Source organism: Methylobacterium brachiatum (genome assembly GCF_020523825.1).
GTDB classification, from domain to species: Bacteria; Pseudomonadota; Alphaproteobacteria; order Rhizobiales; family Beijerinckiaceae; genus Methylobacterium; species Methylobacterium brachiatum.
The window spans coordinates 136,096-159,146 of record NZ_JAJALK010000006.1 but is presented as its reverse complement, the minus strand read 5'-3'; the positions used below and the strand labels follow the sequence as shown (position 1 = coordinate 159,146).

The following is a 23,051-nucleotide window of genomic DNA, read 5'->3' as shown; positions in this document are numbered from 1 at the left end:
TCTACGGAGCGCGCGCATGACTCATGCGCCGGATTTGCCGTGCCGGCGGCGCGATAGCAGGTCGGCTCACGCAGCGGGCGCCGGCTCCGACAATTGCATCCGGTGCAGACGGGCATAGGCGCCCCCGGCCGCAATCAGGTCGTCGTGGCGACCGGTCTCAATGACGCGGCCGGCCTCCATCACGGCGATCCGGTCGGCCTCCCGCACCGTCGAGAGGCGGTGGGCGATCACCAGGGTGGTACGGCCGCGCATCAGACGGGTCAGCGCCTCCTGGACCAGGCGCTCGGATTCCGAATCGAGCGCCGAGGTCGCCTCGTCGAGGAGCAGGATCGGCGCGTCCTTCAGGAAGGCCCGGGCCAGGGCGACACGCTGGCGCTCGCCGCCGGAAAGGCGGTTGCCGGAGGGGCCGACGCGGAACGCGTAGCCCTCCGGCAGGGCGGTCACGAAGTCGTGGGCGGCGGCGGCGCGGGCGGCCGCTTCGATCTCGGCCCGGCTCGCCCCAGGTCGCCCGAAGCCGATATTGGCCGCGATGGTGTCGTCGAACAGCACCACCTCCTGCGAGACCACCGCGACGGCGGCGCGGAGCGAGGCCAGGGTCACGGCGCGCACGTCCTGCCCGTCGATGGTCACCCGGCCGACGGTGACGTCGTAGAGCCGCGGCACGAGATTGAGCAGCGAGGACTTCCCGGAGCCCGAGCGCCCGACCAGCGCGGTGGCGGCGCCGGCTGGAACCGTGAGGTCGATCCCCTCGAGCGCCGGCGCGTCCGGGCGGTAGCGGAACTGCACGCTCTCAAACCGGATCTCCCCGGCGGTGACGACGAGCGGCGCCGCATCGGGCGCCTCGCGGATCTGGGGCGCCTCGTCCATCACGTCGAAATAGCGCCGCAACGCCGCCGCCGCCTCCTGCAGGATGGCGTTGAGGTTGCCCAAGGCCCGGGCGGGCTGCGCGGCGAGCAGCAGGGCCGCCACGTAGCCGGTGAAATCGCCCACCGTCCGCTCGCCGGCCAGCACCCGCTGCCCGACCAGCACCAGCACGCCCGCCACCGCGATGCCGCCGCCCACCTCCAGCAGCGGGTCGAGGCGCCCGCGGGCGTTGGCGGCCTTCATCTTGAGGCGGCGCACCTCATTGAGCGCCTGCACCGCCCGGCCCTTGAGGTAGCCCTCCATGGCGTAGGTCTTGGCGACCCGGGCGCCCTGCAGGCTCTCGGAGATCAGGCTGGCGGTGGCGCCCATCTGCTCCTGCGTGGTGGTCGAGACCCGCCGGAGCTTCTTGCCGATCCGCCCGATCGGCCCGGCCACGAACGGCACCGTCAGGCCGGCGACCAGGGTCAGGACCGGATCCATCCAGATCAAGGCCGCGACCAGCCCGATCAGCATGGCGATGTCGCGCAGCAGCACCGTGGAGATGCGGGTCAGCGCCTCCTTGATGAAGGCGAAATCGGTGGTGAAGCGCTGGGTCAGCGCCGCCGGGCTCTCGCGGCCGAGCTGCGCCAGGTCGGATTCGATCAGGTGGCTGTAGAGCGCCGCCTGCATGTCGGCCTCGACCCGGGTGACGACCCGGTTGGTCAGCACCGTCTGCCCGAACAGCGAGAAGCCGCGCAAAGCCGTGACTACGATCACCACCAGCGGCCCGTAGGCGATGGCCGCCGCATCCTTGCGGTCGAAGGCGTCGAAGGCGGCCTTGATCAGCGCCGGGTACAGCCCGGTCGAGCCGCCCACCAGGGCGATCAGCACCAGCACCACGGCGAGCGTCGCGCGGTGGGGATAGAGCCAGGTGCGCCACAGGCGGACGAGGAGGGGGAAGGTGTCGCCGGGGAGGCGCGCCATGGAGCTTACCGGTTCGGTCCTGTCACCGGGCTCCCTGAGGCAAGATCCGCGGCGGCAGCGGTTTGCAGCCGCCGCCGCTGCGGATCAAGTTTTTTGCCGTCGGCGGCGTTCAGCGGTCGTCGCCGCCGGGGCCGCGCTCGTCGTCGCGATGGCGATGCCAGCCGCCGTGGCGATGGCCGCCCATCGGGCGGGCCAGGATCATGGCGCGCCGCTTCTGGCCCTCGTCGAGGCTCGCGTAGAGCGGCTGGGCGGCGTCGGCGAGCTTGCGCAGGGCCTCGCCCCGGGCGGAGGCGGCATCGGCCATCGCCCGCAGGGCGGCCGGCGCGTCGTCGGACATCTTCGGGCGGTCGCGCATCGCCGCGCGGCGCTGCTGGCGCAGCTTGACCATGTCGCGCAGCGCGGCCTCGACCGGCGGCCACAGCTTCTCCTGGTCGGCATTGAGCTTCAGGCCGGCATGGAGCCCGGCGATGCGGGCATCCGCGAAGGCGGCCCGATCCTCCGGGGTCAGCGCGCTCCAACGCCCGTGGTCCCGGACACCGTCGGAGCCACGGTCATGCGCCGCGGCCGCTCCGACGAGGCCCAGGCCGAGGGCACCGGTGACGAGAAGGGCGGCTCTCAAACGTCCGGACATGGCATGCTCCATCTCACGCTCGGTCGCCGCGGCGATGACCCGGCAGCGACCCACAGCGCGCATCAGGCGCCGGCCGTGTATCCCGCTTGTGTATGTAACATTGTTACATTACAGGCTCCGTGACCCCGGTGGATTGGGAGGACAGGACGTGCGCGGGACGGTTCGGTTGGCGTGGCTGGTGGGGCTCATCCTGGGGCTCGGCTTCTCTCTTCCGAGCCGGGCGGCCCCGGACGCCGAGAAAATCCGCGCGGTGGCGAGTTTCTCGATCCTCGGCGATCTTGTGCGTGTCGTCGGCGGCCCGCACGTGGCGGTGACGAACCTGGTCGGCCCCGATTCCGACGCGCACGGCTTCAGCCCGTCCCCGGCCGACGCCAAGAAGCTCGCGACGGCCGACATCGTGGTCGTCAACGGGTTGGGGCTCGAAGGATGGCTCGACCGGCTGATCCGGGCCTCGGGCACCCGCGCGCCGGTCGTCGTCGCCTCCACGGGGGTGAAGACCATCGCCGCCGTGCACGAGCACGCCCATGCCGACGGCGGTCACGACCACGACCACCACGCGGTCGATCCGCATGCCTGGCAGAGCGTCGCCAACGTGCGGATCTACGTCGCCAACATCCGCGACGGCCTGGCTAAGGTCGATCCAGCCCATGCGGAGGCCTACCGGGCCGCGGCCGAGGCCTACACGGCGCAGCTCGACGAGCTCGACCAGGCGGTGCGCCGGGCGGTGGAGAAGATTCCCCCGGAGAACCGCCGGATCATCACCACCCACGACGCGTTCGGCTACTTCGCCGACGCCTACGGGCTGCGCTTCATCGCGCCCCAGGGCGTGTCCACCGAGAGCGAGGCGAGCCCGCGGGACATCGCGGCGATCATCCGGCAGATCCGCCGGGAGAAGGTGCCGGCGGTGTTCCTCGAGAACATCAGCGACCCGCGCCAGATGGAGCAGATCGCCCGCGAGGGCGGCGCGCGGATCGGCGGCAGGATCTATTCCGACGCCCTGTCCGGGCCGGACGGGCCGGCGGCGACCTATCTGGACATGATGCGCTCGAACCTGCGGGCGTTCGACGCGGCCCTGACCCCGGGCTGAGCGGCCGACCCCCGATTTCGGGAGCCGAACCTACGGACGCGCTGCCGGAGCGACACAACCGCAGCGTGCATGATCCCGCATTCTTTCCCGCCGCGGGAATGACATAGCGTAAACCGCCGGTTAAGAGGCCGCCTCTACCCTGAAACGAAACGGGTGCCAGCCGATCCTCGTATCCGAGGGCTCGGGCCCTTGGGGCCTGGTGAGATCGCTTGGCTCGGAGATCGCGTGGCTTGGGGGCCTGACCGCTGGCGCTTCTATCGGCTCGTGGCGCGCGAGACCGCGCGGACCCTTCGTGCTGTCGGCGCCAGCCTCACGGCCTCGCCCGACATCCTGGCGCGGATGCGCGTCACCGGGCTGGTGATCGCCCCGCAGGACCTGCGCACCTCCGACGCCACCTTCGCCGACGACATCTATGCCGGCATGTTCGTCTTCGCCGGCCGGTCGCTCGCGGCGAGCGGCGGCTCGCCCTTCGACTACGCGGCGCCCTCGCCGGAATGGGCCGATGAGCTCTACGGCTTCGGCTGGCTCCGCCACCTGCGGGCGGCCGACACCGCGCTCGCCCGCGCCAATGCCCGGGCCTTCGTGGCGGATTTCATCGCCGGCCGGGGCGACCCAGCCCTGGCCCGCCACACCCCGGTGGCGGCCCGGCGGCTGATCTCGTTCCTGTGCCAGTCGCCCCTCGTGCTCGAGGGGGCCGACCACACCTTCTACCAGAACTTCCTGAAGGCGATCGCCCGCAACGCCCAGCAGCTGGAGCGCGACCTCCGGCGGGGCGTGCCGCCGCAATGGCGCCTGAACGCCGCCGTGGCGCTCTGCTATGCCGGCCTGTGCTGCGACGGCATCCAGCCGATCCTGCGCCGGGCGACCCGGATCCTGTCGCGCGAGCTCGACCGCCAGATCCTCACGGATGGCGGCCACCGCTCCCGCGACCCGCGCTTCGCCATGGAGTTGCTGCTCGACCTGCTGCCCCTGCGCCAGAGCTATCTCAGCCGCAGCGTCGAGCCGCCGGCCGCCCTGCTGCGGGCGGTGGACCGGATGCTGCCTCTGCTGCGGCTGCTGCGCCACCCGGACGCGTCGCTCAGCCATTTCAACGGCATGGGCGCCACCGACGCGGACCATCTCGCCACGCTCCTGGTCTATGATGGCGCGCTCGCCCGGCCGATGATGCACGCGCCCAATTCCGGCTACGAGCGCCTGGAGGGCGGCCGGGTCATCGTGGTCGCCGATGTCGGTAAGAGCCCGCCGCTGCCCTACTCGCTCAATGCCGGGGCGGGGTGCCTCGCCTTCGAGATGTCGAGCGGGCCGCAGCGCATCGTGGTCAATTGCGGCCTGCCGGCCTCCGGGCCGGACCTGCGCCTCCTCGCCCGATCCACGCCGGCCCATTCGACCGCCAGCGTCGCCGATTCCTCGTCCTGCCGGTTCCTCACCGCCACGGGCTGGTGGGGCGAGCGCGTGGTCGCCGAGTGGTTGATCCGCCGGCGCGGCGCCGTGGTCCTGCGCGGCCCTGCCGCGGTGGCGGCCGAGCGGGTCGAGGAGGCCGACAGCACCGTGCTGGCCGCAAGGCACGACGGCTACGCGCCGGAATTCGGCATCGTGCACGAGCGGCGCTGGCAGCTCTTCCCCGCCGAGGCCCGGCTCGAGGGCCGGGACGCTTTCCTGCGCCAGGGCAAGGGCCGGCTGCGCGGCCACGACGTGGCGATTCGTTTCCACCTGCATCCCGGCATCGCGGTGCGCGGGGTGCCCGAGGGGCTCGAACTGGCCTCGGCCCTCGGCGAGATCTGGGTGTTCCGGGCTTCGGGCGCCGAGATCGCCATCGAGGAGAGCGTGTATTTCTCCGGCCTCACCGGGCCGCGCCGCACCGACCAGATCGTGCTGCACCTGCGCGTGTCCGACGACGTCGAGGTGCGCTGGAGCTTCGAGCGGCTGGCCTCGGCACCGATGCGGGGCGCGACCGCCCCCTGATCCCGGCTGGCCCCGCGCCCCGGTTCCATGCTACCGCGCGCCGAAATCTCAAGGTTCGGCAAGCTGCTATGGCGCACGATCAGGTGCGGGTCTCCCGCGCGCTCCTCTCGGTCTCGGACAAGACCGGCCTCGTCGAATTCGCCCGGGCGCTCGACGCCCGCGGCATCGCGCTGGTCTCCACCGGCGGCACCCATCGCGCCCTTCAGGAAGCCGGCCTGCCGGTCACCGAGGTCGCCGACCTGACCGGCTTTCCCGAGATGATGGACGGGCGGGTGAAGACCCTGCACCCGGCGGTGCATGGCGGCCTGCTCGCCATCCGCGACAACCCCGAGCACCAGGCCGCGCTCGCCGCCCACGGCATCGGGGCGATCGACCTCCTGGTGGTGAACCTTTACCCGTTCGAGGCGACCATCGCGGCCGACAAGCCGGAGGCCGATTGCATCGAGAATATCGATGTCGGCGGGCCGGCGATGATTCGCGCGGCCGCCAAGAACCACGCCGACGTCGCCGTCGTCACCGACGTCTCCGATTACCCCGCAATCCTCGCGGCCCTGGAGCAGAACGACGGCGCCGTGGGCGGCGACCTGCGCCGCCAGCTGGCCCAGAAGGCCTTCGCCCGCACCGCCGCCTACGATGCCGCCATCGCCAACTGGATGGCAGTGCAGTTCGGGACGGAGGCGCCCGGCCGGTTCCGCGCCTTCGGGGGCACGCTCGCCCAGAGCCTGCGCTACGGCGAGAACCCGCACCAGTCGGCCGCCTTCTACCGGGCGCCGGGCCTGGTCCGGGCCGGAGTCGCAACCGCCCGCCAGCTCCAGGGCAAGGAGCTGTCCTACAACAACTTCAACGACACCGACGCCGCCTATGAATGCGTCGCGGAGTTCGACCCGGCGCGCGCCGCCGCGGTGGCGATCATCAAGCACGCCAATCCCTGCGGCGTCGCCGAGGGCGCCAGCCTGCTCGAGGCCTACGAGCGGGCGCTCGCCTGCGACCCGACCTCGGCCTTCGGCGGCATCGTCGCGCTGAACCGGACGCTGGACGCGGAGGCCGCCCGCAAGATCGTCGAGATCTTCACCGAGGTGATCATCGCCCCGGATGCGACGCCCGAAGCCATCGCCCTGGTGGCGGGCAAGAAGAACCTGCGCCTCCTGCTCGCCGGCAGCCTGCCCGACCCGCGGGCGCCGGGCGAGACCGTCCGCACCCTGTCCGGCGGCCTGCTGGTCCAGGGCCGGGATGCGGTCGTGGTCGACGACATGCCGCTCAAGGTCGTCACCAAGCGCGCGCCGACCGAGGCCGAATCGGCCGATCTCCGGTTCGCCTACCGGGTCGCCAAGCACGTGAAGTCCAATGCCATCGTGTACGCCAAGGCAGGCGCCACGGTGGGGATCGGGGCCGGGCAGATGTCCCGGGTCGATTCCTCGCGCATCGCCGCCTGGAAGGCCGCGGAGGGCGCCAAGCGCCTGGGCGTCGCCGAGAGCCTGGCGGTCGGCTCCGTGGTCGCCTCGGACGCCTTCTTTCCCTTCGCGGACGGCCTGCTGGCCGCCGCCGAGGCCGGCGCGACGGCGGTGATCCAGCCGGGCGGCTCGATGCGCGACGCCGAGGTGATCGCGGCCGCCGACGAGGCCGGGCTGGCGATGGTCTTCACCGGGCACCGCCACTTCCGGCACTGAGGCGAGGCGGTCCCGCGGCGCCCCGCACCGGGACCGGACGCATTGCCGAGACGAAGGGGCGATGGCCCCACTGCAAACCGGCCGGTTCACCCCGGGGCGGGCGGCTGCGTGGTATGCCCCGCCGGTCGGGCGCGCGGTTGCGCGGGCCTCGGACTGCCGGCGCGTGAAGCGTCGGAGCCGTTGCGCGCCGCGTTTGCGGGACAGGGGCGGGCGTCGTGTTAACGCTGTACCCAGAAACGGATGCGCCCTGACGGCATTCGGCAGCCCCGAATGGCGGGGCCGGCAGTTCGACTATGGATCTATCGGCGACACGTTGCCCACCGATCGGGCAGTCTTGCAGCATCGATTTTGCAAAACCAAATATCGGGCCGCCGAAAACGCTGTATTTTATGCGAATCGAGCAGGATGTGTGCCAGGGCTTGATATTTCAGCGCCTGCGCGGCATGGGAAATCCGCGGTCCGGCGGAACTTTTGCGACGGATTGCGCGATCTGTTCGTGGATCGCGTGTGCGGCGCCCGTGACATAGGGCTTCGGAGCCCCATTTCGGGGATGTTGTTTTAGCGGCGTGCGCTGAACAACCTTGGGCCAGGTGACGCGATGTTACTCGCTGCAGTGCTATTTGTGGTCGGCGTGCTGATCGGCTGGTCCTATACCATGCTGGTCATGATCGCGACCTCGATCCTGATCATGGTCGGGGCACTGATCCTGTTCGCCTTCGGACCGGGGCTCGACCTGCTCCACGTGCTGATCGTGCTCGGCTATCTCACCGCCCACCAAGCTGGCTACCTGCTCGGCGCCTATTGCAGCGGTCTTTACGCAGACAAGCGGAACGGGCCGTCGCCGCTACCATAGCCAGATTGGACGTTCCGCCAGGTTACAGATCAGGGCCCAGAGCACGATCGTCGTGACATTGGCGGCAAGGACCAGGGACAACGGCGGCTTGCTGCCGCTCTTTCGACGGAACTGTGTCAGAACGTCGTTCACGTTAGATATCCTGTCTTGCCATAAAGCGTGTCGAAGACGGGCGAATGCGGCTCTTGGTTCCGTCAAAACTGATTTTTGATGGGCAACAAGTGGTTGTCGCAATACAACTTGTATGTCTGTATCTCACACTTGCGCGTGCCGCCCGTACCACTAGACGGGTGGCGATGATAGTCTCTTCGCTGCCGTGTCACGCGGGAATGTCAATCTTTCGCGGTATATTGCTTTGCGGCCACGCAGGGCGTCCGGAGGTCGCAGGATAGCCAGTACCGCGCCCGGCCGGGTCCATGCGTGATCAAGCGCACCTGCGACAATAGCCTGAGCGATCGGCGCCGCTGACAGGCGCGCGTGATACCGATTCGGCCTGTTGAGGCCGCGTGACGCTGCTCTCGCCGCGACCGGCCGCGATCCGATCCGGGAGCCGGCTTTGAGCCCCCAAACGCAGAACACCCGGACCGCGCGGGCGGCCCGGGTGTCGTCAGGCGACCGGCGTGGCGGCGCTCAGGTATCGGCGAAGATATCGCGATCCTTAGTCTCGGGCACGAACAGCAACCCGATGATCACCGTCGCGACCGCGATCACGATCGGGTACCAGAGCCCGTAATAGATGTCCCCGGTCTGGGCCACCATGGCGAAGGCGGTGGCCGGCAGCAGGCCGCCGAACCAGCCGTTGCCGATATGGTAGGGCAGGGACATCGAGGTGTAGCGGATCCGGGTCGGGAACAGCTCCACCAGCATGGCGGCGATCGGGCCGTAGACCATCGTGACGAACACCACGAGGATGAACAGCAGGCCGATCACCTGGGCGACCTGCGGCCGGAAGATGTCGAACGGGTTCGCCATCTTGACGATGTCGGCATCGCCGGCCTTCGGGTAGCCCGCCGCCTGGAGCGCGGCGGTCACGGCCTTGTTGGCCTCGGGGGTGCCGCCCTGCGGATAGGCGATCTCGGTGTCGTTGACCCGGATCGTGGTCGGCTGGCCGGGCGCACCGGGCGCGGTGTCGTACTTCACCGAGGATTTCGACAGGAAGTCGCGGGCGAGGTCGCAGGGCGCCGAGAACACCCGTGTGCCGACCGGGTTGAACAGGGTCCCGCAGGCGGCCGGATCGGCCGTGACCGTGACCTTCACGCGCTCGATCGCGGCCTCGAGCTTCGGGTTGGCGGTGGCGGTGATGCCCTTGAAGATCGGGAAGAAGGTCGCCGCCGCGATGGCGCAGCCCGCCAGGATGATGACCTTGCGGCCGATCTTGTCCGACAGCCAGCCGAACACCACGAAGAAGCCCGTGCCGAGGAGCAGCGACCACGCGATCAGCAGGTTGGCCGTGTAGCCGTCGACCTTCAGGATCGATTGCAGGAAGAACAGCGCGTAGAACTGGCCCGTGTACCAGACCACGCCCTGGCCGGCGACGAGGCCGAACAGGGCGATCACCGCGAACTTGGCGTTCTTCCACTGCCCGAACGCCTCGGTGAGCGGCGCCTTCGAGGTCTTCCCCTCATCCTTCATCTTCTGGAAGGCCGGCGATTCCGAGAGCTGGAGGCGGATCCAGACGGAGATGCCGAGGAGCAGGACGGAGACCAGGAACGGGATCCGCCAGCCCCATTCGGCGAACGCCGCCTCGCCGGTGAAGGTCCGGGTCGCCAGGATGACCAGCAGCGACAGGAACAGGCCGAGCGTCGCCGTGGTCTGGATCCAGCTCGTGTAGAAGCCGCGCCGGCCGTTGGGGGCGTGCTCGGCCACGTAGGTCGCCGCGCCGCCATACTCCCCGCCGAGCGCCAGGCCCTGGGCCAGCCGCAGGACGATCAGGATGATCGGCGCCGCGATGCCGATCGTGGCGGCGTTGGGCAGGATGCCGACGATGAAGGTCGACAGGCCCATGATCAGGATCGTGACCAGGAAGGTGTATTTCCGCCCGACCAGGTCGCCGACGCGGCCGAAGACCAGGGCGCCGAACGGCCGGACGATGAAGCCCGCCGCGAAGGCCAGCAGCGCGAAGATGTCCCGCGTCGCCGGCGGATAGGCCGAGAAGAACTGGGCGCCGATGATCGCCGCCAGCGAGCCGTAGAGATAGAAATCGTACCACTCGAAGACGGTGCCCAGCGAAGAGGCGAAGATCACCCGCTTCTCCGCCGAACTCATCGGTCTCGCGGCATCCCCCGCCCGCGGGATCGCAGTTGCCCCAGCCATGACCCGGTACCTCCCAGACGACGCGCGCGGCCGATGGCGTCGGCCGCAGATGGCGGACTGCGCGCCCTGCACGGGGCGCAGATCACGTATGCGTGACGGTAAGGAACCTCTCGGTCAATCCGCAATGTGATGGTGGGAGCCGTCATCAACATGGCGGCTTGCCGACGACAGCGGCTGGCCCGAACGACGAAGGGCGCGGCTCGCGCCGCGCCCCCCGGTTCTCGCCAGTGAGCCGCCGTCTCAGTGGGCGTGCGCGCCCACAGCACCGATGCCGGTCTCGGAGCGCACGAACTGCGCCTCGAAGGCGGCGCGCTCGCGCTGGGCCTTGCGGGACTTGTCGAGGCTCGACACGGCCCAGATCGTCACGAAGGCCAGCGGCATCGAGAACAGGGCCGGGTTGTCGTAGGGGAAGATCGGCGCGGCGTTGCCGAACGTCACCACCCAGACGGCCTTGGACAGCACCACCATCCCGACCGCCGAGATCAGCCCGACGAGGCCACCTGCGAGCGCCCCCCAGGTGGTCGTGCCGCGCCACAGGATCGACATGGCGAGCACCGGGAAGTTGCAGCTCGCCGCCACCGCGAAGGCCAGACCGACCATGAAGGCGACGTTCTGGTTCTCGAAGACGTAGCCGAGATAGATCGCCACGATCCCGATCACCACGGCCGAGATCTTCGACAGGTTGACCTCGTGCTTCTCGGTGGTGCGCCCGCGGGCGATCACCTGGGCGTAGAGGTCGTGGCTGACCGCGGAGGCGCCGGCGAGGGTGAGGCCCGCCACCACCGCCAGGATGGTCGCGAAGGCCACCGCCGAGATGAAGCCCAGGAAGTACGGGCCGCCGACCGCGTTGGCGAGATTGACGGCGACCATGTTGGTGCCGCCGATCATGTCCTTCAGCTTGTCGAAGGTGCCGGCCGCGCCGAGCTTGAAGTAGCTCGGATCCGACATCAGCAGGGCGATGCCGCCGAAGCCGATGATGAACGTCAGGATGTAGAAGTAGCCGATCAGGCCGGTGGCGTAGAACACCGACTTGCGCGCGGCCTGGGCATCCGAGACCGTGAAGAACCGCATCAGGATATGCGGCAGGCCGGCGGTGCCGAACATCAGGCCGACGCCGAGCGAGATCGCCTCGATCGGGTTCGAGACCAGGCCGCCGGGCGCCATGATGGCGTCGCCCTTCGGGTGGACCTGAACCGAGCTGGCGAACAGCGCCTCGGGGTTGAAGCCGTATTTGAGCAGCACGGCGCCGGCCATGAAGGACGCGCCGCCGAGCAGCAGGCAGGCCTTGATCACCTGGACCCAGGTGGTCGCCTTCATGCCGCCGAAGGCGACGTAGACGATCATCAGCACGCCGACGATGATCACCGCGTAGAGGTAGGGCAGGCCGAACAGCAGCTGGATCAGCTTACCGGCGCCGACCATCTGGGCGATCAGGTAGAACGCCACCACCACCAGGGTGCCCACCGCCGAGATGATGCGGATCGCGGTCTGGTCGAGGCGGAAGCTCGCCACGTCGGCGAAGGTGAACTTGCCGAGGTTGCGCAGGCGCTCGGCGATCAGGAACAGCACGATCGGCCAGCCGACCAAGAAGCCGGTGGAGTAGATCAGGCCGTCGAAGCCCGAGGTGTAGACCAGGCCCGAGATGCCGAGGAACGAGGCGGCCGACATGTAGTCGCCGGCGATCGCCAGGGCGTTGGTCCCGGCCGAGATGCCGCCGCCGGCGGCGTAGAAGTCGGCGGCCGACTTGGTGCCCTTGGCGGCCTTGTAGGTGATGCCCAACGTCAGCACGACGAAGAACAGGAACATGCCGATGGCCGGCCAGTTCGTGGCCGCCTGGCTCACGGCGCCGAGATCCGGGCCGGCCGCATAGGCCGCGCAGGCCGTGATCGTGGCCAGCGTCAGGCCGAGAAGAATCCGGTTCATCGGCCGACGCTCCGCTTCAGGGCATCGCTCAGCGCGTCGAAGCGCGTGTTGGCCCGGGCCACGTAGATGCCGGTGAGGGCGAAGGCGAACAGGATCACGAACACGCCCATGAACAGCCCGAGCGAGGCGGTGCCGCCGCCGACCTTCACGGCCATGAGCGACTTGTCGAAGGCGATCAGGCCGATGAAGCCGAAATAGACGACCAGCATCAGGATCGTCAGGATCCAGCCGAACCGGGTGCGCTCGGCGACGAGCTGCTTGAATTCCGGGGTCCGGACGATCCGGTCGATCTGCGGATCGACCGCCGCAGCGGCGGTGCGGGATGGTGGGGGCGCCGTGCCCCCGCGAAGGCCGAGTGTCGAGCCGCTCATGACGTTGTCCTCCCGCGAAGGCGCTTCGGCCTTCCGGTTCCTCTTGAGACCAAGATTCGTGGTTCTTGTTGGAGACGGGCGCCGGACCGGCACCCGTCTCGTCCGCGTCACGCGCCGGCGCGGCACGCCGCGATCAGGGCCGGTTCTGCCGGTTCTCGATCAGGTCCTCGACGACCGCCGGCTCGGCGAGCGTCGAGGTGTCGCCGAGCGCGCCGAAATCGTCCTCGGCGATCTTGCGCAGGATCCGGCGCATGATCTTGCCGGAGCGCGTCTTCGGCAGGCCGGGGGCGAACTGGATCAGGTCCGGCGAGGCGATCGGGCCGATATCCTTGCGGACCCAGACCACCAGCTCCTTGCGCAGGGCGTCGTCGCCTTCCTCGCCGTCGTTGAGGGTGACGTAGGCGTAGATGCCCTGGCCCTTGACCGCGTGCGGGTAGCCCACGACCGCGGCCTCGGCCACCTTCGGGTGCGCGACGAGGGAGGATTCGACCTCCGCGGTGCCCATCCGGTGGCCGGAGACGTTGATCACGTCGTCGACCCGGCCGGTGATCCAGTAATAGCCGTCCGCGTCCCGGCGGGCGCCGTCGCCGGTGAAGTACTTGCCCGGATAGGTCGAGAAGTAGGTCTGCTCGAACCGCTCGTGGTCACCGTAGACCGTGCGCATCTGGCCGGGCCAGGAATCGGCGATGCAGAGGTTGCCCTCGCACGGGCCCTGCAGGACCTTGCCCTCGGCGTCCACCATCTCGGGCTTAACGCCGAAGAACGGCCGCGTCGCCGAGCCGGGCTTCAGGGCCGTGGCGCCCGGGAGCGGGGAGATCAGGATGCCGCCGGTCTCGGTCTGCCACCAGGTGTCGACGATCGGGCAGCGCTTGTCGCCGACGACGTTGTAGTACCACTCCCAGGCTTCCGGGTTGATCGGCTCGCCCACCGAGCCGAGCACCCGTAGCGAGGCCCGCGAGGTCTTCTTCACCGGTCCCTCGCCGCCGCCCATCAGCGAGCGGATCGCGGTCGGCGCGGTGTAGAAGATGTTGACCTTGTGCTTGTCGACCACCTCCCAGAACCGCGAGGTCGACGGGTAGGTCGGGATACCCTCGAACATCAGCGTGATCGCGCCGTTGGCGAGCGGCCCGTACACGATGTAGCTGTGACCCGTGACCCAGCCGACATCGGCCGTGCACCAATACACGTCGCCTTCGCGATAATCGAAGACGTATTGGTGGGTCATCGCGGCGTAGACCAGGTAGCCGCCGGTCGTGTGCACCACGCCCTTCGGCTGGCCGGTCGAGCCCGAGGTGTAGAGGATGAACAGCGGGTGCTCCGCCTCCACCGGCTCGGCCGGGCAATGGTCGGTCACCTGCTCGGCGGCCTCGTCGTAATAGACGTCGCGGCCCGGCTCCATCTCGACGCTGCCGCCGGTGCGGCGCACGACGATCACGTGCTCGACCAGATCGGTGCCGATCCGCTTGATCGCCGCGTCGACATTGGCCTTCAGCGGCACCTTGCGGCCGCCGCGCAGGCCCTCGTCGGCGGTGATCACCACCTTGGAGGTGCAGCCTTGGATGCGCGAGGCCAGCGAATCCGGCGAGAAGCCGCCGAACACGATGGCGTGGATCGCGCCGAGCCGCGCGCAGGCCAGCATCGCGTAGGCGGCCTCGGGAATCATCGGCATGTAGAGGGTGACGCGGTCGCCCTTGCTGACGCCGCGGTTGCGCAGGACGTTGGCCATCCGGCAGACCTGCGCGTGCAGCTCCCGGTAGGTGATGTGCTTGGACTCGTCCGGGTTGTCGCCTTCCCAGATGATCGCGGTCTGATCGCCGCGGGTCTCGAGGTGCCGGTCGATGCAATTGTAGGCGACGTTGGTCTTGCCGTCCTCGAACCACTTGATCGAGACCCGGCCGGGCTCGAAGCTCGTGTTCTTGACCTTGGTGAACGGCGTCATCCAGTCGATGCGCTTGCCGTGCTCACCCCAGAAAGCGTCGGGATTTGAGACCGACGCCTCGTACAGTGCGCGATACTGGGCGTCGTCGACGTGAGCACCCTCACGCCACGCAGCCTGCACTTCGACGACCTTGCCTTCCATGGCATTCCATCCCTGTTTGGTGCCCGATCGTATCGCGGCGTGGGCCGCGCAGCCAGGACTTCCAAAGTAAAGTAGCCTACATCTTGCGGGGACGATATCGTCGCCGGCCCGCCTGAGCCGGATCCGAAGATCCGGAATTCAATTGGGCGCAATGTAAGGCTTGATTGAAGCCCGCCCGGTGCTCTGTCAAGCCGAGCTTGGCGGCCTGAACGTCAGCCGCGGGCTGGTGTTTCGCAGTCCTGCCCGCCCGTGCGATCCCGGCCGGGCGCTCAGCCGTTCGCGGCCCGGCGCGTCGGCATGATGATCTCCACCAGGGTGCCGTCCTCCGGGCGCGCCGACAGCTGGAGCCGCCCGCCATTGGCCTCCACCAGGGCGCGGGGCAGGGCGAGGCCGTCCTCGACCTCGTCCGACGGCTCGGCCGCCGGCTGCGCCGTCCCGGCGCCGGTATCCCGCACCCGCAGCGCGACGCCCTCGCTCTCGGTCGAGCCGGTCGAGACGATGACCTGGCCGCCGGCCGCCGAGCGCCGGATCGCGTGCTCGATCACCAGGCTCGCGGCGCGACTCACCGAGCGCTCGTCGGCCTCGAGGTCGGCGAGATCGGTGGAGAAGCTGGTGCGCACCACGATCCGGCCGCGGGCGGCCTCGGCCTGAAGCCGGGCGACGCAACTCGCCACCACGTCGTTGAGCGCGATCGGGCGCGGGTCGAGCCGCAGGGCGCCGGCCTCCACGGTGGCGAGATCGAGGAGTTCGCTGACGCGCTCCAGCATCAGCCCGCCCGACGTCTTGATCTGGGTGAGGCACCCGCGATAGCGCGCGTCGCCCAGGGGGCCGAACGGCTCCCGCAGCATCGCGTCGGCGAGCTCGATCATCCCGGTGAGCGGCCCGCGGAAGGCCCGGTCCAGGCGTGCCAGGGCCGCGTCGAGGCCGGCACCGGAGGCCGGATGCGGCGGCTCGGCGGCCGGCGCGATCTCGGCCTGCGCGGCGCTGAGCACGGCGACGCGCCGCCCGTCCTCCCGGGCCGGCGAGACGCCGATCGTCAGCGCCCGGCCGCCCACCGAGACCGGGCAGGGGGCCTTGGCCGCGCCGCGCAGGGCATCGGCCACCGCGAGCACGCTCTGCCGGTCGAACAGGGCGACGAGGCTGGCGCCGACGATCTCCCGGGGATCGCAGCCGAACAGCTCGGCGGCTGCCCGGTTCAGCGCCACGATCCGCCCGGCGGCATCGAGGGTCAGGACCCCGGCCTCCAGGGCATCGAGGGCCGCTTCGGCCGCGGCCGTCCGTTCAGCCTGCGCTTCGCGGGCCAGGCGCTCGGCATCGAGCGCGCCGGCCGGATCCGCCTCGTCGAGGGGGCGCAGGACCAGGCAGGCCGCGGGCTGGCCCGCCCAGGTGCAGGCGCCGCCCAGGATTTCGACCGCGTGGGCACTGCCGTCAGCGGTCTCGATCGCGGTGCGACGCGCGGCCGGATCGGGCGCGTCCGGCTGCGGGACGCCCCGGAACAGCCGGTCGAGCCCGGCCTTGGTCAGGGCCGCGACATCGGCGAAGCCGGCCAGGTCGAGGAGCGCCCGATTCGCCGCCAGGATCGCGCCGTCGCGATGCACGAGCGTCGGCAGGGGCAGCCCGGCGAGGAGTTCAGCGTCCCGGGCGGCCGGGGCGTCGCGGGTCTCCGCGGCGGTGGGATTCGGGCCGGGAAACGGCATGACCGCGCCGCCCTCGCGCAGCACCGGTGTCTCGGCGGAGGCCTCGTCGCCGGCGTAGCGGGCGCCGAGCGCCCGGGCGATCTCCCGGAAGGCGGCGTGCTCGTCGGTGGACAGCGACGGCTGCTCGACGATGGCTGCGGGCGGCGCCGCGGCGGCAGGCGCCGGGGCTGCCGTGACAGGCGCCTCAGCCGGCAGGGACGGTTCGACCGGTTCCGGCTCGATGATGACGGCGGCCGGCTCCGCCGAGACGGGGGCAGGCACTTCGGTCGAGGGGGCCGGCTGCGGCTCGGGCGGCGCCGAGGCGACCGGGTCGGGCATCGGCTGGGGCTCGGTCTGCACCGGCTCGCGCGCGGTCGTTGCCCGCGCGGCCGGCACGCTGCGGACCAGCCCGAACCCGCCGAATCCGGAGAAGGCTGCATCTCCGCGCCCCAGGGGGGCGCCGGACAATTCCACCTGGAACGGGCCGTCGCCGAGATCCAGGCAGGCCGGCTCGCCCCGGAAGGTGCTGCGGTCGCGCAGAGCCGCGAACATCCCGTCGGCGCCGGTGATTCGGCCGGTCTCGGCCAGCTCCTGCCAGCGCTGGCCGACGAGGGTGGCGAGCCCCTCGGATCCGGTGAGGGTCGTCAGCGCGCCGGCGGCATCGCTGCGCCACAGGAAGCGGTCGCCGGTGTTCAGGGCGGCTGTCGCGGCAGGCGCCGCCACCGGTACCGGGTGGCGGGCCGGCGCTTCCGCCTCGGGCGCCGCCGGGGCGGGGTGCCGAGGGCGCGGCAAGCGCACCGGCGCCGTCGGGATCACCAGCACGACCGGTCGGCCGTCGTCGCGCGTCCCGCCGACCACCTGGCAGAGCGTCGGCGGGGTAATCCGGCGGCCGTCGAGGGCGAGCCGGGCAAGACGCGGGGCACCGTCCCGGGGAATCGAACCGGCGACCTGCCGCGCAAGCATCGTCCTGTCGGCGCTCGCCAGCGCCGCGCCCAGGGCCTGCCCCGCCGGGGAGGCGAGCAGGATCCGCCCGTCCGCGGGATCGATCACGAGACAGACCGCCTCCGGGTCGGCCAGCGCGGCCGCGAGGCTGGGCAGACGTGCCCAGGCCGCGAACGCGGCGGCCAGCCCGGCCTCATCTGCTCCGGCGGTCGATGTCAGTGTCGTCTGCACAGCCCGCGACCTCGAACCCACGCCCGATCCCTCGTCCTCCGGCCCGCTTTGCCCGAGAAACACGCGCAACCGTACCCCTATTGTAAAGCCACCTGCGTTGCGACGCTGGACTCTTGCGCCCACCGTCACACGTTTACGTCATGTCAACCTTAATGAAGGCGGCGCGGGTGGCATATGGCGGCGAATCAGATATTGTGCAGTGCACAAGGCGCCATCAACAGCCGAATATGAGAGGAGACGACGATGAGCACCCCCCCGAACTACGAAGTTCCGACCGAGATGCGTGACTTCGCCGAGAAGAGCGTCGAGCAGGCCCGGAAGGCGTTCGACAGCTTCATCGGCGCCGCCCGCCGCACCGCCGACACCGTCCAGGGTTCGGCCGAGGTCGCCCGCACCAACGCGCAGGACGTCTCCTCCCGCGGATTCGAGTATGCCGAGCAGAACGTGAACGCCGCGTTCGACCTCGCCCAGAAGCTCGTCCGCTCGCGCGACATGCAGGAGGCCATGCAGCACCAGGCCGAGTTCGTGCGCAGCCAGTTCGCCGCCATCCAGGCCCAGGCGAAGGAGTTCAGCGGCATCGCCCAGAGCGCGATGCAGCAGGGCGCCGAGCGCGCGAAGACGGCCATGCAGCAGAGCGCCGAGGAGGCCCGCAAGGCCATGGAGCAGGGCCAGGACGCCGCCAAGCAGACGGCCCAGAACGCCCAGGACGCCGCCGAGCGCTCGACGCACTGACGCCTCGGCACAGCCGACCACACCAGCGGCCCGCTTCCGGTTTCCGGGGGCGGGCCGTCTCGTTTTCGCCGGTATTGCCGTCGAAGTCGCAAGCGCCGGGTGACGAGCCCGCGTCGCGCGAAAGGATCAGGAATGCGCCTCCACGTACAGGGCCGATCCGGGCTGCGGGCCCCGTTCCGGCTGACCCTCGCCGCTCTTGTGCTCGCGGCCACGCTTCCCGGTTCGGCGGCGTTTGCGCAGTATGGCGGCGGCTACGGCGGTCCGCCCCCGGGCTACGACGACCCGGACGAGGGCGGCTACCGCCCGGTGCCGCGCCGCCGCGAGCGCCAGCCCGTCGGCTACAATTGCGATGCCGTGCAGCAGGGCCTGACCGGGCCGAAGCCGTTCGCCTGCCCGCTGCCGGGCCCGCGCCCGCTCGGCGTGCGCTGTTTCTGCGATCTCCCGATCGTCTCGTTCAGCCCGCCCCAGACGGCCGTCGGCCGCGTGGTGCCCTGACGGGCGCGGGGTTTCGGCGGCGGCGGGTGTGTCGCTTGGTGCCTGTGGCGCCGCACGTCTTCCGGCGAAGCGCGGGTTCCCTCTCCCGAGCGGGCTAGCGGATTCACGGAACGCGGTCCTGGTGATTCTCGGCCGCAAGAGACGTCGCTCCGAGGCCGACACGCGCCTTCCCTCCCCCCTCTGCGGGGGAGGGTGGCCCCCGAAGGGGGTCGGGAGAGGGGAGCAACGTAGCAGGACAGGGCTTTGCCCGTCATGCCGGTCACGCCTTGTCCTGAACTCGGGTTCCCCTCTCCCGACCCTCGCTCACGCGAGGCCCACCCTCCCCCGCAGAGGGGGGAGGGAGGCGCGCTTAGTTTGGCCCTGGTTCTCGTCCGGCAGCGATGTCTGAACATCGTAGCCCGCACGGGAGAGGAGGCGCGTCGCGGCCTGCATACCCTGACGTGCCGACGTCATCGCGGGATCGGGAAAGCAGCCCTCCGGCCGCCCCAGAACTTCGTCGCCGGCAGAATCATAAGCCGGCTTCCTTATAGTCCCCACGCATATCCCACCTTGCGTAATCCGAAGCCCGCCACCTACAAGTTGGGCAAGGGAAGCGTCGCTGCAATCGGGTGACGACGGGACGGTGCGGGCCGCACGGCACCGCACCGCAGGGAGAGAGACGCGTGACACTCGCTCGGTACGGCGCGGCCTTGGCGCTGCTCTGCGGATTCGGCCTCCTGTCGCCTGCGCGGGCCGCCGAATGCGCCAATCGCGGCCAGCTCGACGACGCCTATTGCGACGCGAACCAGGACCTCGTCGCCGACATCCCGGCCAAGACCCGCGACCCGAGCGTCATCGTGTTCGCCTACACGCCGGTCGAAGATCCCGCCGTCTACGAGAACGCGTTCAAGCCGTTCACCGCGCATCTGGCGCACTGCACCGGCAAGCGCGTCGTCTATTATCCGGTCCAGTCGAACTCCGCCGAGATCGAGGCGATGCGTTCGGGGCGGCTCACGGTGGCGGGCTTCTCGACCGGGCCGCTGGGCTTTGCCGTGAACATGGCCGGGGCGGTGCCGTTCGCCGCCAAGGGCACCGAGAAGGGGCCCGAGGGCTACAACCTGATCGTCGTCGTGAAGGCGAGCAGCCCGTACAAGACCCTGGCCGACCTCAAGGGCAAGCGCGTCGCCCACACCGCGCCGTCGTCGAATTCCGGAAACCTGGCCCCGAAGGCGCTGTTTCCCGAGCAGGGCCTGAAGCCCGGCGAGGATTACAAGGTCGTCTACTCGGGCGGCCACGACAAGTCGGCGCTCGGCGTCGGCACCGGCGATTACGACGCCGCCCCGGTGGCCTCCGACGTGTTCAACCGCATGGTCGCCCGCGGCACGATCAAGGGCGACGACTACCGGATCATCTACACGAGCGAGAAATTCCCGAGCTCGGGCTTCGCCTACGCGCACGATCTCAAGCCGGAGCTCGCCGAGAAGCTGAAGCAGTGCTTCTACGACTTCCGCTTCCCGCCCGACATGGTGAAGGATTTCGAGGGCGACGACCGGTTCGCGCCGATCACCTACCTCAAGGACTGGGCGATCGTGCGCAAGGTCGCGGAGGATTCGGGCACGCCCTACAACAAGGCCGCCTACGAGCGTGAGGCCGCCCGGGAGGCCGAGGCCGCGCGCAAGAAGGCCGAAGGCCAAGCCAAGCCGTGACGCGCGCCGTGACCGCGTCCGCCGCGCTGCGCGTGCCCGGCACCGAGGCACGGGCGGAGGATCCGCGCGCCCTGGTGATCCGCGGCCTCGTCAAGGAATACCGGGCCGGCCAGCCGGTCCTGCGGGGCATCGACCTCGTGGTGCCGGGCACGGGCCTCACCGCGATCATCGGGCCGTCCGGCACGGGCAAGAGCACGCTGATCCGGTGCATCAACCGGCTGGTCCAGCCCAGCGCCGGCGAGATCCTGTTCCGCGGCGAGGACCTCGCCAAGCTCTCCGGCCGGCCTTTACGCCGGGCGCGGCGGCGGATCGGGATGGTGTTCCAGGAATACAATCTGGTCGAGCGGCTCTCCGTGATGGAGAACCTGCTCTGCGGTCGGCTCGGCTACGTGCCGGTCTGGCGGGCCTGGCTCCGCCGGTTCCCCGAGGCCGACATCCAGCGCGCCTTCGACCTGCTCGACGCGGTCGGCCTGTCGGGCTTCGCCACGCGCCGGGCCGATGCCCTGTCGGGCGGCCAGCGCCAGCGGGTCGGCATCGCCCGGGCGATCATGCAGGAGCCCGAGATCGTGCTGGCCGACGAGCCGACCTCGTCCCTCGACCCCAAGAGCTCGGTGGAGATCATGGAGATCCTGTCGCGGCTCGCGGCCGAGCGCGGGGTGCCGGTGGTGGTCAACATTCACAACGTGGCGCTGGCCCAGCGCTTCGCCACGCGGATCGTCGGCATGTCGGGCGGGCACGTGGTCTATGACGGGCCGCCCGACCGGCTGAGCGAGCGCGACCTGCGCGGCATCTACGGCGGCGAGAATTGGCTCGAATGAGCGCCGTCCCCCAGCCGGCCGACCGGAGCGCGGCCGCCCGCATCGCCTTCCGCCCCAACTGGACCGCCCGGGCCGGCTGGCTGCTGCTCGCGCTCTACGCGGTCTACGCCGCGAGCCAGCTCGGCTTCGCGCCCGAGCGCTTCGCCACCGGGCTCAGCCACGGCCGCCAGTTCCTGGCCCGGATGTTCCCGCCGAACTTCTCCCGGTGGGAGCTGATCCAGTCCGGCATCGTCGAGAGCGTGCAGATCGCCGTGATCGCCACGGTGATCGGCATCGTGATCGCCCTGCCGGTCGGCTTCCTGGCCGCCCGCAACCTGATGCCGGCCTGGGTGACCTGGCCGACCCGGGCGCTGATCGCCCTGTGCCGGTCCTTTCACCCGATCATCGTGGCGATCCTGTTCGTGAAGGCGATCGGCTTCGGGGCGCTGGCCGGCGTGATGGCGCTGATCGTCGCCTCGGTGGGCTTCATCGCCAAGCTGTTCGCCGAGGCGATCGAGGAGATCTCGCTGAAACAGGTCGAGGCGGTGCGGGCGACCGGCGCCGGCTTCCTGTCGACGCTGATCATGGGCGTGCAGCCGCAGGTACTGCCGCGCTTCATCGGGTTTGCCACCTACCAGCTCGATTCCAACCTGCGGAACTCGACCATGGTCGGGATCGTGGGCGGCGGCGGCATCGGGGCGACCCTGTTCACCGCCTACCAGCGCTTCGACTACGACGTGGTGCTGGCGATCCTGATCGTCATCGTCGCGCTGATCATGGTGGCCGAGATCGTCTCGGGCTGGGCCCGGAAGGTGTTCCAGTGAGCGCCGGAGCCGTCCTCGCCACGCCGCGCCGCTGGCAGCGCTTCTCGCCCTGGAAGCGGCTGGCACGCCTCGCCTTCACGCTGTTCGCCGTGGCCGCCTTCGTGGCGAGCCTGCGCACGATCGAGGTGATCCCGGAATTCCTCTACGACGCCCCCGACCAGATGGCCGACCTGTTCGGCCGGATGTGGCCGATGGATGCCGGCTATATCGGGCCGACCCTGCGCGCCCTGGTCGAGACCCTGCACATCGCCACGCTCGGCACGCTGATCGCCATCGCGATCGCGGTGCCGATCGGGCTTCTCGCCGCCCGCAACATCACCCCCAGCCTGCCCCTGAACCTGTTCGCCAAGTTCGTGTTCGTGACCTCCCGGTCGGTGAATTCCCTGGTCTGGGCGCTGCTGTTCGTGGCCGTGTTCGGCCCGGGGCCGCTCGCCGGCACCCTGGCGATCGCGCTCCGTTCGGTCGGCTTCACGGGCAAGCTCCTGGCCGAGGCGCTCGAGGAATCGAACCGCGGATCCATCGAGGCGCTGCAGGCCGCCGGGGCCGGACGGCGCGCGACGCTGCTGCTCGGCTACTGGCCGCAGGTGAAGCCGGCCTTCTGGTCGATCGCGCTGTTCCGCTGGGACATCAACATCCGCGAATCCGCCGTGCTGGGTCTCGTCGGGGCCGGCGGCATCGGCGTCGCGCTCGATACCGCCCTGAACCTGCTCTACTGGGACCAGGTGGCGGTGGTGCTGGCCGCGATCTTCGGGGTGGTCATCCTGGCCGAGATCGTCGTCACCACGGTTCGCGCGAAGGTCCTGTAGGACCGCGCCGTCCCCCTCCATCGATCCCGCGACACGCAGCCTGCGCCCGAAGACGGGGCGCGGGCTGGCGGCTGCCTGCGACCGCGCCCGGCTTTTAATCCGCTCCGGTGCGTGCGTGCCGGCACGTCACGGCGGGACAAGACTTCCCA

Annotated in this window: 18 protein-coding genes; 10 read left to right on the top strand and 8 right to left on the bottom strand. The window is 70.2% G+C overall.

Translation table 11 applies throughout. The features are described from left to right. Positions 1 to 66: 66 nt before the first annotated feature. Both LGR69_RS16020 and LGR69_RS16015 read right to left on the bottom strand, forming a co-directional pair. Positions 67 to 1,827: an ABC transporter ATP-binding protein gene (locus LGR69_RS16020; protein WP_230366626.1), complete on the bottom strand. Its 1,761-nt coding sequence runs from the start codon at positions 1,825 to 1,827 to the stop codon at positions 67 to 69. Between the two features lie 109 nt (positions 1,828 to 1,936). After that, positions 1,937 to 2,458 (bottom strand): Spy/CpxP family protein refolding chaperone, encoded by a 522-nt coding sequence (locus LGR69_RS16015; protein WP_230366625.1) that lies wholly within the window; start codon positions 2,456 to 2,458, stop codon positions 1,937 to 1,939. 148 nt (positions 2,459 to 2,606) lie between these two features. Between LGR69_RS16015 and LGR69_RS16010 the strand changes: the two genes are divergently transcribed. The 4 genes from LGR69_RS16010 to LGR69_RS15995 all read left to right on the top strand — a co-directional run bounded on the left by LGR69_RS16010 (position 2,607) and on the right by LGR69_RS15995 (position 8,027). Next, positions 2,607 to 3,545, top strand: coding sequence for a metal ABC transporter substrate-binding protein (locus LGR69_RS16010; RefSeq protein ID WP_370881347.1), 939 nt, complete (start codon positions 2,607 to 2,609; stop codon positions 3,543 to 3,545). Positions 3,546 to 3,770: 225 nt separating this feature from the next. After that, complete coding sequence (locus tag LGR69_RS16005) at positions 3,771 to 5,507, top strand: heparinase II/III family protein (protein ID WP_007564834.1); 1,737 nt, start codon at positions 3,771 to 3,773, stop codon at positions 5,505 to 5,507. A 68-nt stretch (positions 5,508 to 5,575) separates the two neighbouring features. After that, the gene (purH, locus tag LGR69_RS16000; RefSeq protein ID WP_230366624.1) at positions 5,576 to 7,174 is read left to right on the top strand and encodes a bifunctional phosphoribosylaminoimidazolecarboxamide formyltransferase/IMP cyclohydrolase; all 1,599 of its coding nucleotides are present in this window, start codon (positions 5,576 to 5,578) and stop codon (positions 7,172 to 7,174) included. A 598-nt stretch (positions 7,175 to 7,772) separates the two neighbouring features. Further along, complete coding sequence (locus LGR69_RS15995) at positions 7,773 to 8,027, top strand: hypothetical protein (protein ID WP_007564837.1); 255 nt, start codon at positions 7,773 to 7,775, stop codon at positions 8,025 to 8,027. On the opposite strand, the gene LGR69_RS15990 is transcribed toward LGR69_RS15995, so the two are convergent. The 6 genes from LGR69_RS15990 to LGR69_RS15965 all read right to left on the bottom strand — a co-directional run bounded on the left by LGR69_RS15990 (position 8,019) and on the right by LGR69_RS15965 (position 17,563). Then, the gene (locus LGR69_RS15990) at positions 8,019 to 8,159 is read right to left on the bottom strand and encodes a hypothetical protein (protein WP_007564839.1); all 141 of its coding nucleotides are present in this window, start codon (positions 8,157 to 8,159) and stop codon (positions 8,019 to 8,021) included. The genes LGR69_RS15995 and LGR69_RS15990 overlap by 9 nt on opposite strands. Before the next feature lie 498 nt (positions 8,160 to 8,657). Next, complete coding sequence (locus LGR69_RS15985) at positions 8,658 to 10,340, bottom strand: MFS transporter (RefSeq protein ID WP_370881346.1); 1,683 nt, start codon at positions 10,338 to 10,340, stop codon at positions 8,658 to 8,660. Positions 10,341 to 10,580: 240 nt separating this feature from the next. Next, entirely contained in the window at positions 10,581 to 12,263 is a 1,683-nt protein-coding gene (locus LGR69_RS15980; protein WP_007564843.1) for a cation acetate symporter, read from the bottom strand. Beyond that, on the bottom strand, positions 12,260 to 12,634 hold the full coding sequence (locus LGR69_RS15975) for a DUF485 domain-containing protein (RefSeq protein WP_091863189.1): 375 nt from the start codon (positions 12,632 to 12,634) through the stop codon (positions 12,260 to 12,262). The genes LGR69_RS15980 and LGR69_RS15975 overlap by 4 nt, the downstream gene beginning before the upstream one ends. 133 nt (positions 12,635 to 12,767) lie before the next feature. Next, positions 12,768 to 14,714: an acetate--CoA ligase gene (gene acs / locus LGR69_RS15970; protein ID WP_230366622.1), complete on the bottom strand. Its 1,947-nt coding sequence runs from the start codon at positions 14,712 to 14,714 to the stop codon at positions 12,768 to 12,770. Between the two features lie 269 nt (positions 14,715 to 14,983). Next, positions 14,984 to 17,563: a PAS domain-containing protein gene (locus LGR69_RS15965; protein WP_230366621.1), complete on the bottom strand. Its 2,580-nt coding sequence runs from the start codon at positions 17,561 to 17,563 to the stop codon at positions 14,984 to 14,986. Positions 17,564 to 17,806: 243 nt separating this feature from the next. On the opposite strand from LGR69_RS15965, the gene LGR69_RS15960 reads away from it, so the two are divergent. From LGR69_RS15960 to phnE (LGR69_RS15935), 6 genes are all read left to right on the top strand, one after another. After that, positions 17,807 to 18,295 carry a phasin gene (locus LGR69_RS15960; RefSeq protein ID WP_007564850.1) on the top strand — a complete coding sequence of 163 codons (489 nt, stop codon included), beginning with the start codon at positions 17,807 to 17,809 and terminating at the stop codon, positions 18,293 to 18,295. 132 nt (positions 18,296 to 18,427) lie between these two features. After that, a complete protein-coding gene (locus tag LGR69_RS15955; protein ID WP_230366620.1) occupies positions 18,428 to 18,790 on the top strand; it encodes a hypothetical protein in 363 nt (120 codons plus the stop codon). Between the two features lie 662 nt (positions 18,791 to 19,452). Next, the gene (phnD, locus tag LGR69_RS15950) at positions 19,453 to 20,475 is read left to right on the top strand and encodes a phosphate/phosphite/phosphonate ABC transporter substrate-binding protein (protein ID WP_230366619.1); all 1,023 of its coding nucleotides are present in this window, start codon (positions 19,453 to 19,455) and stop codon (positions 20,473 to 20,475) included. Positions 20,476 to 20,483: 8 nt separating this feature from the next. After that, the gene (gene phnC, locus LGR69_RS15945) at positions 20,484 to 21,293 is read left to right on the top strand and encodes a phosphonate ABC transporter ATP-binding protein (RefSeq protein WP_230366618.1); all 810 of its coding nucleotides are present in this window, start codon (positions 20,484 to 20,486) and stop codon (positions 21,291 to 21,293) included. After that, positions 21,290 to 22,096: a phosphonate ABC transporter, permease protein PhnE gene (gene phnE, locus LGR69_RS15940; protein WP_007564858.1), complete on the top strand. Its 807-nt coding sequence runs from the start codon at positions 21,290 to 21,292 to the stop codon at positions 22,094 to 22,096. The genes phnC and phnE (LGR69_RS15940) overlap by 4 nt, the downstream gene beginning before the upstream one ends. Further along, positions 22,093 to 22,902 (top strand): phosphonate ABC transporter, permease protein PhnE, encoded by an 810-nt coding sequence (gene phnE, locus LGR69_RS15935; protein WP_230366617.1) that lies wholly within the window; start codon positions 22,093 to 22,095, stop codon positions 22,900 to 22,902. The genes phnE (LGR69_RS15940) and phnE (LGR69_RS15935) overlap by 4 nt, the downstream gene beginning before the upstream one ends. Positions 22,903 to 23,051 lie beyond the last annotated feature (149 nt).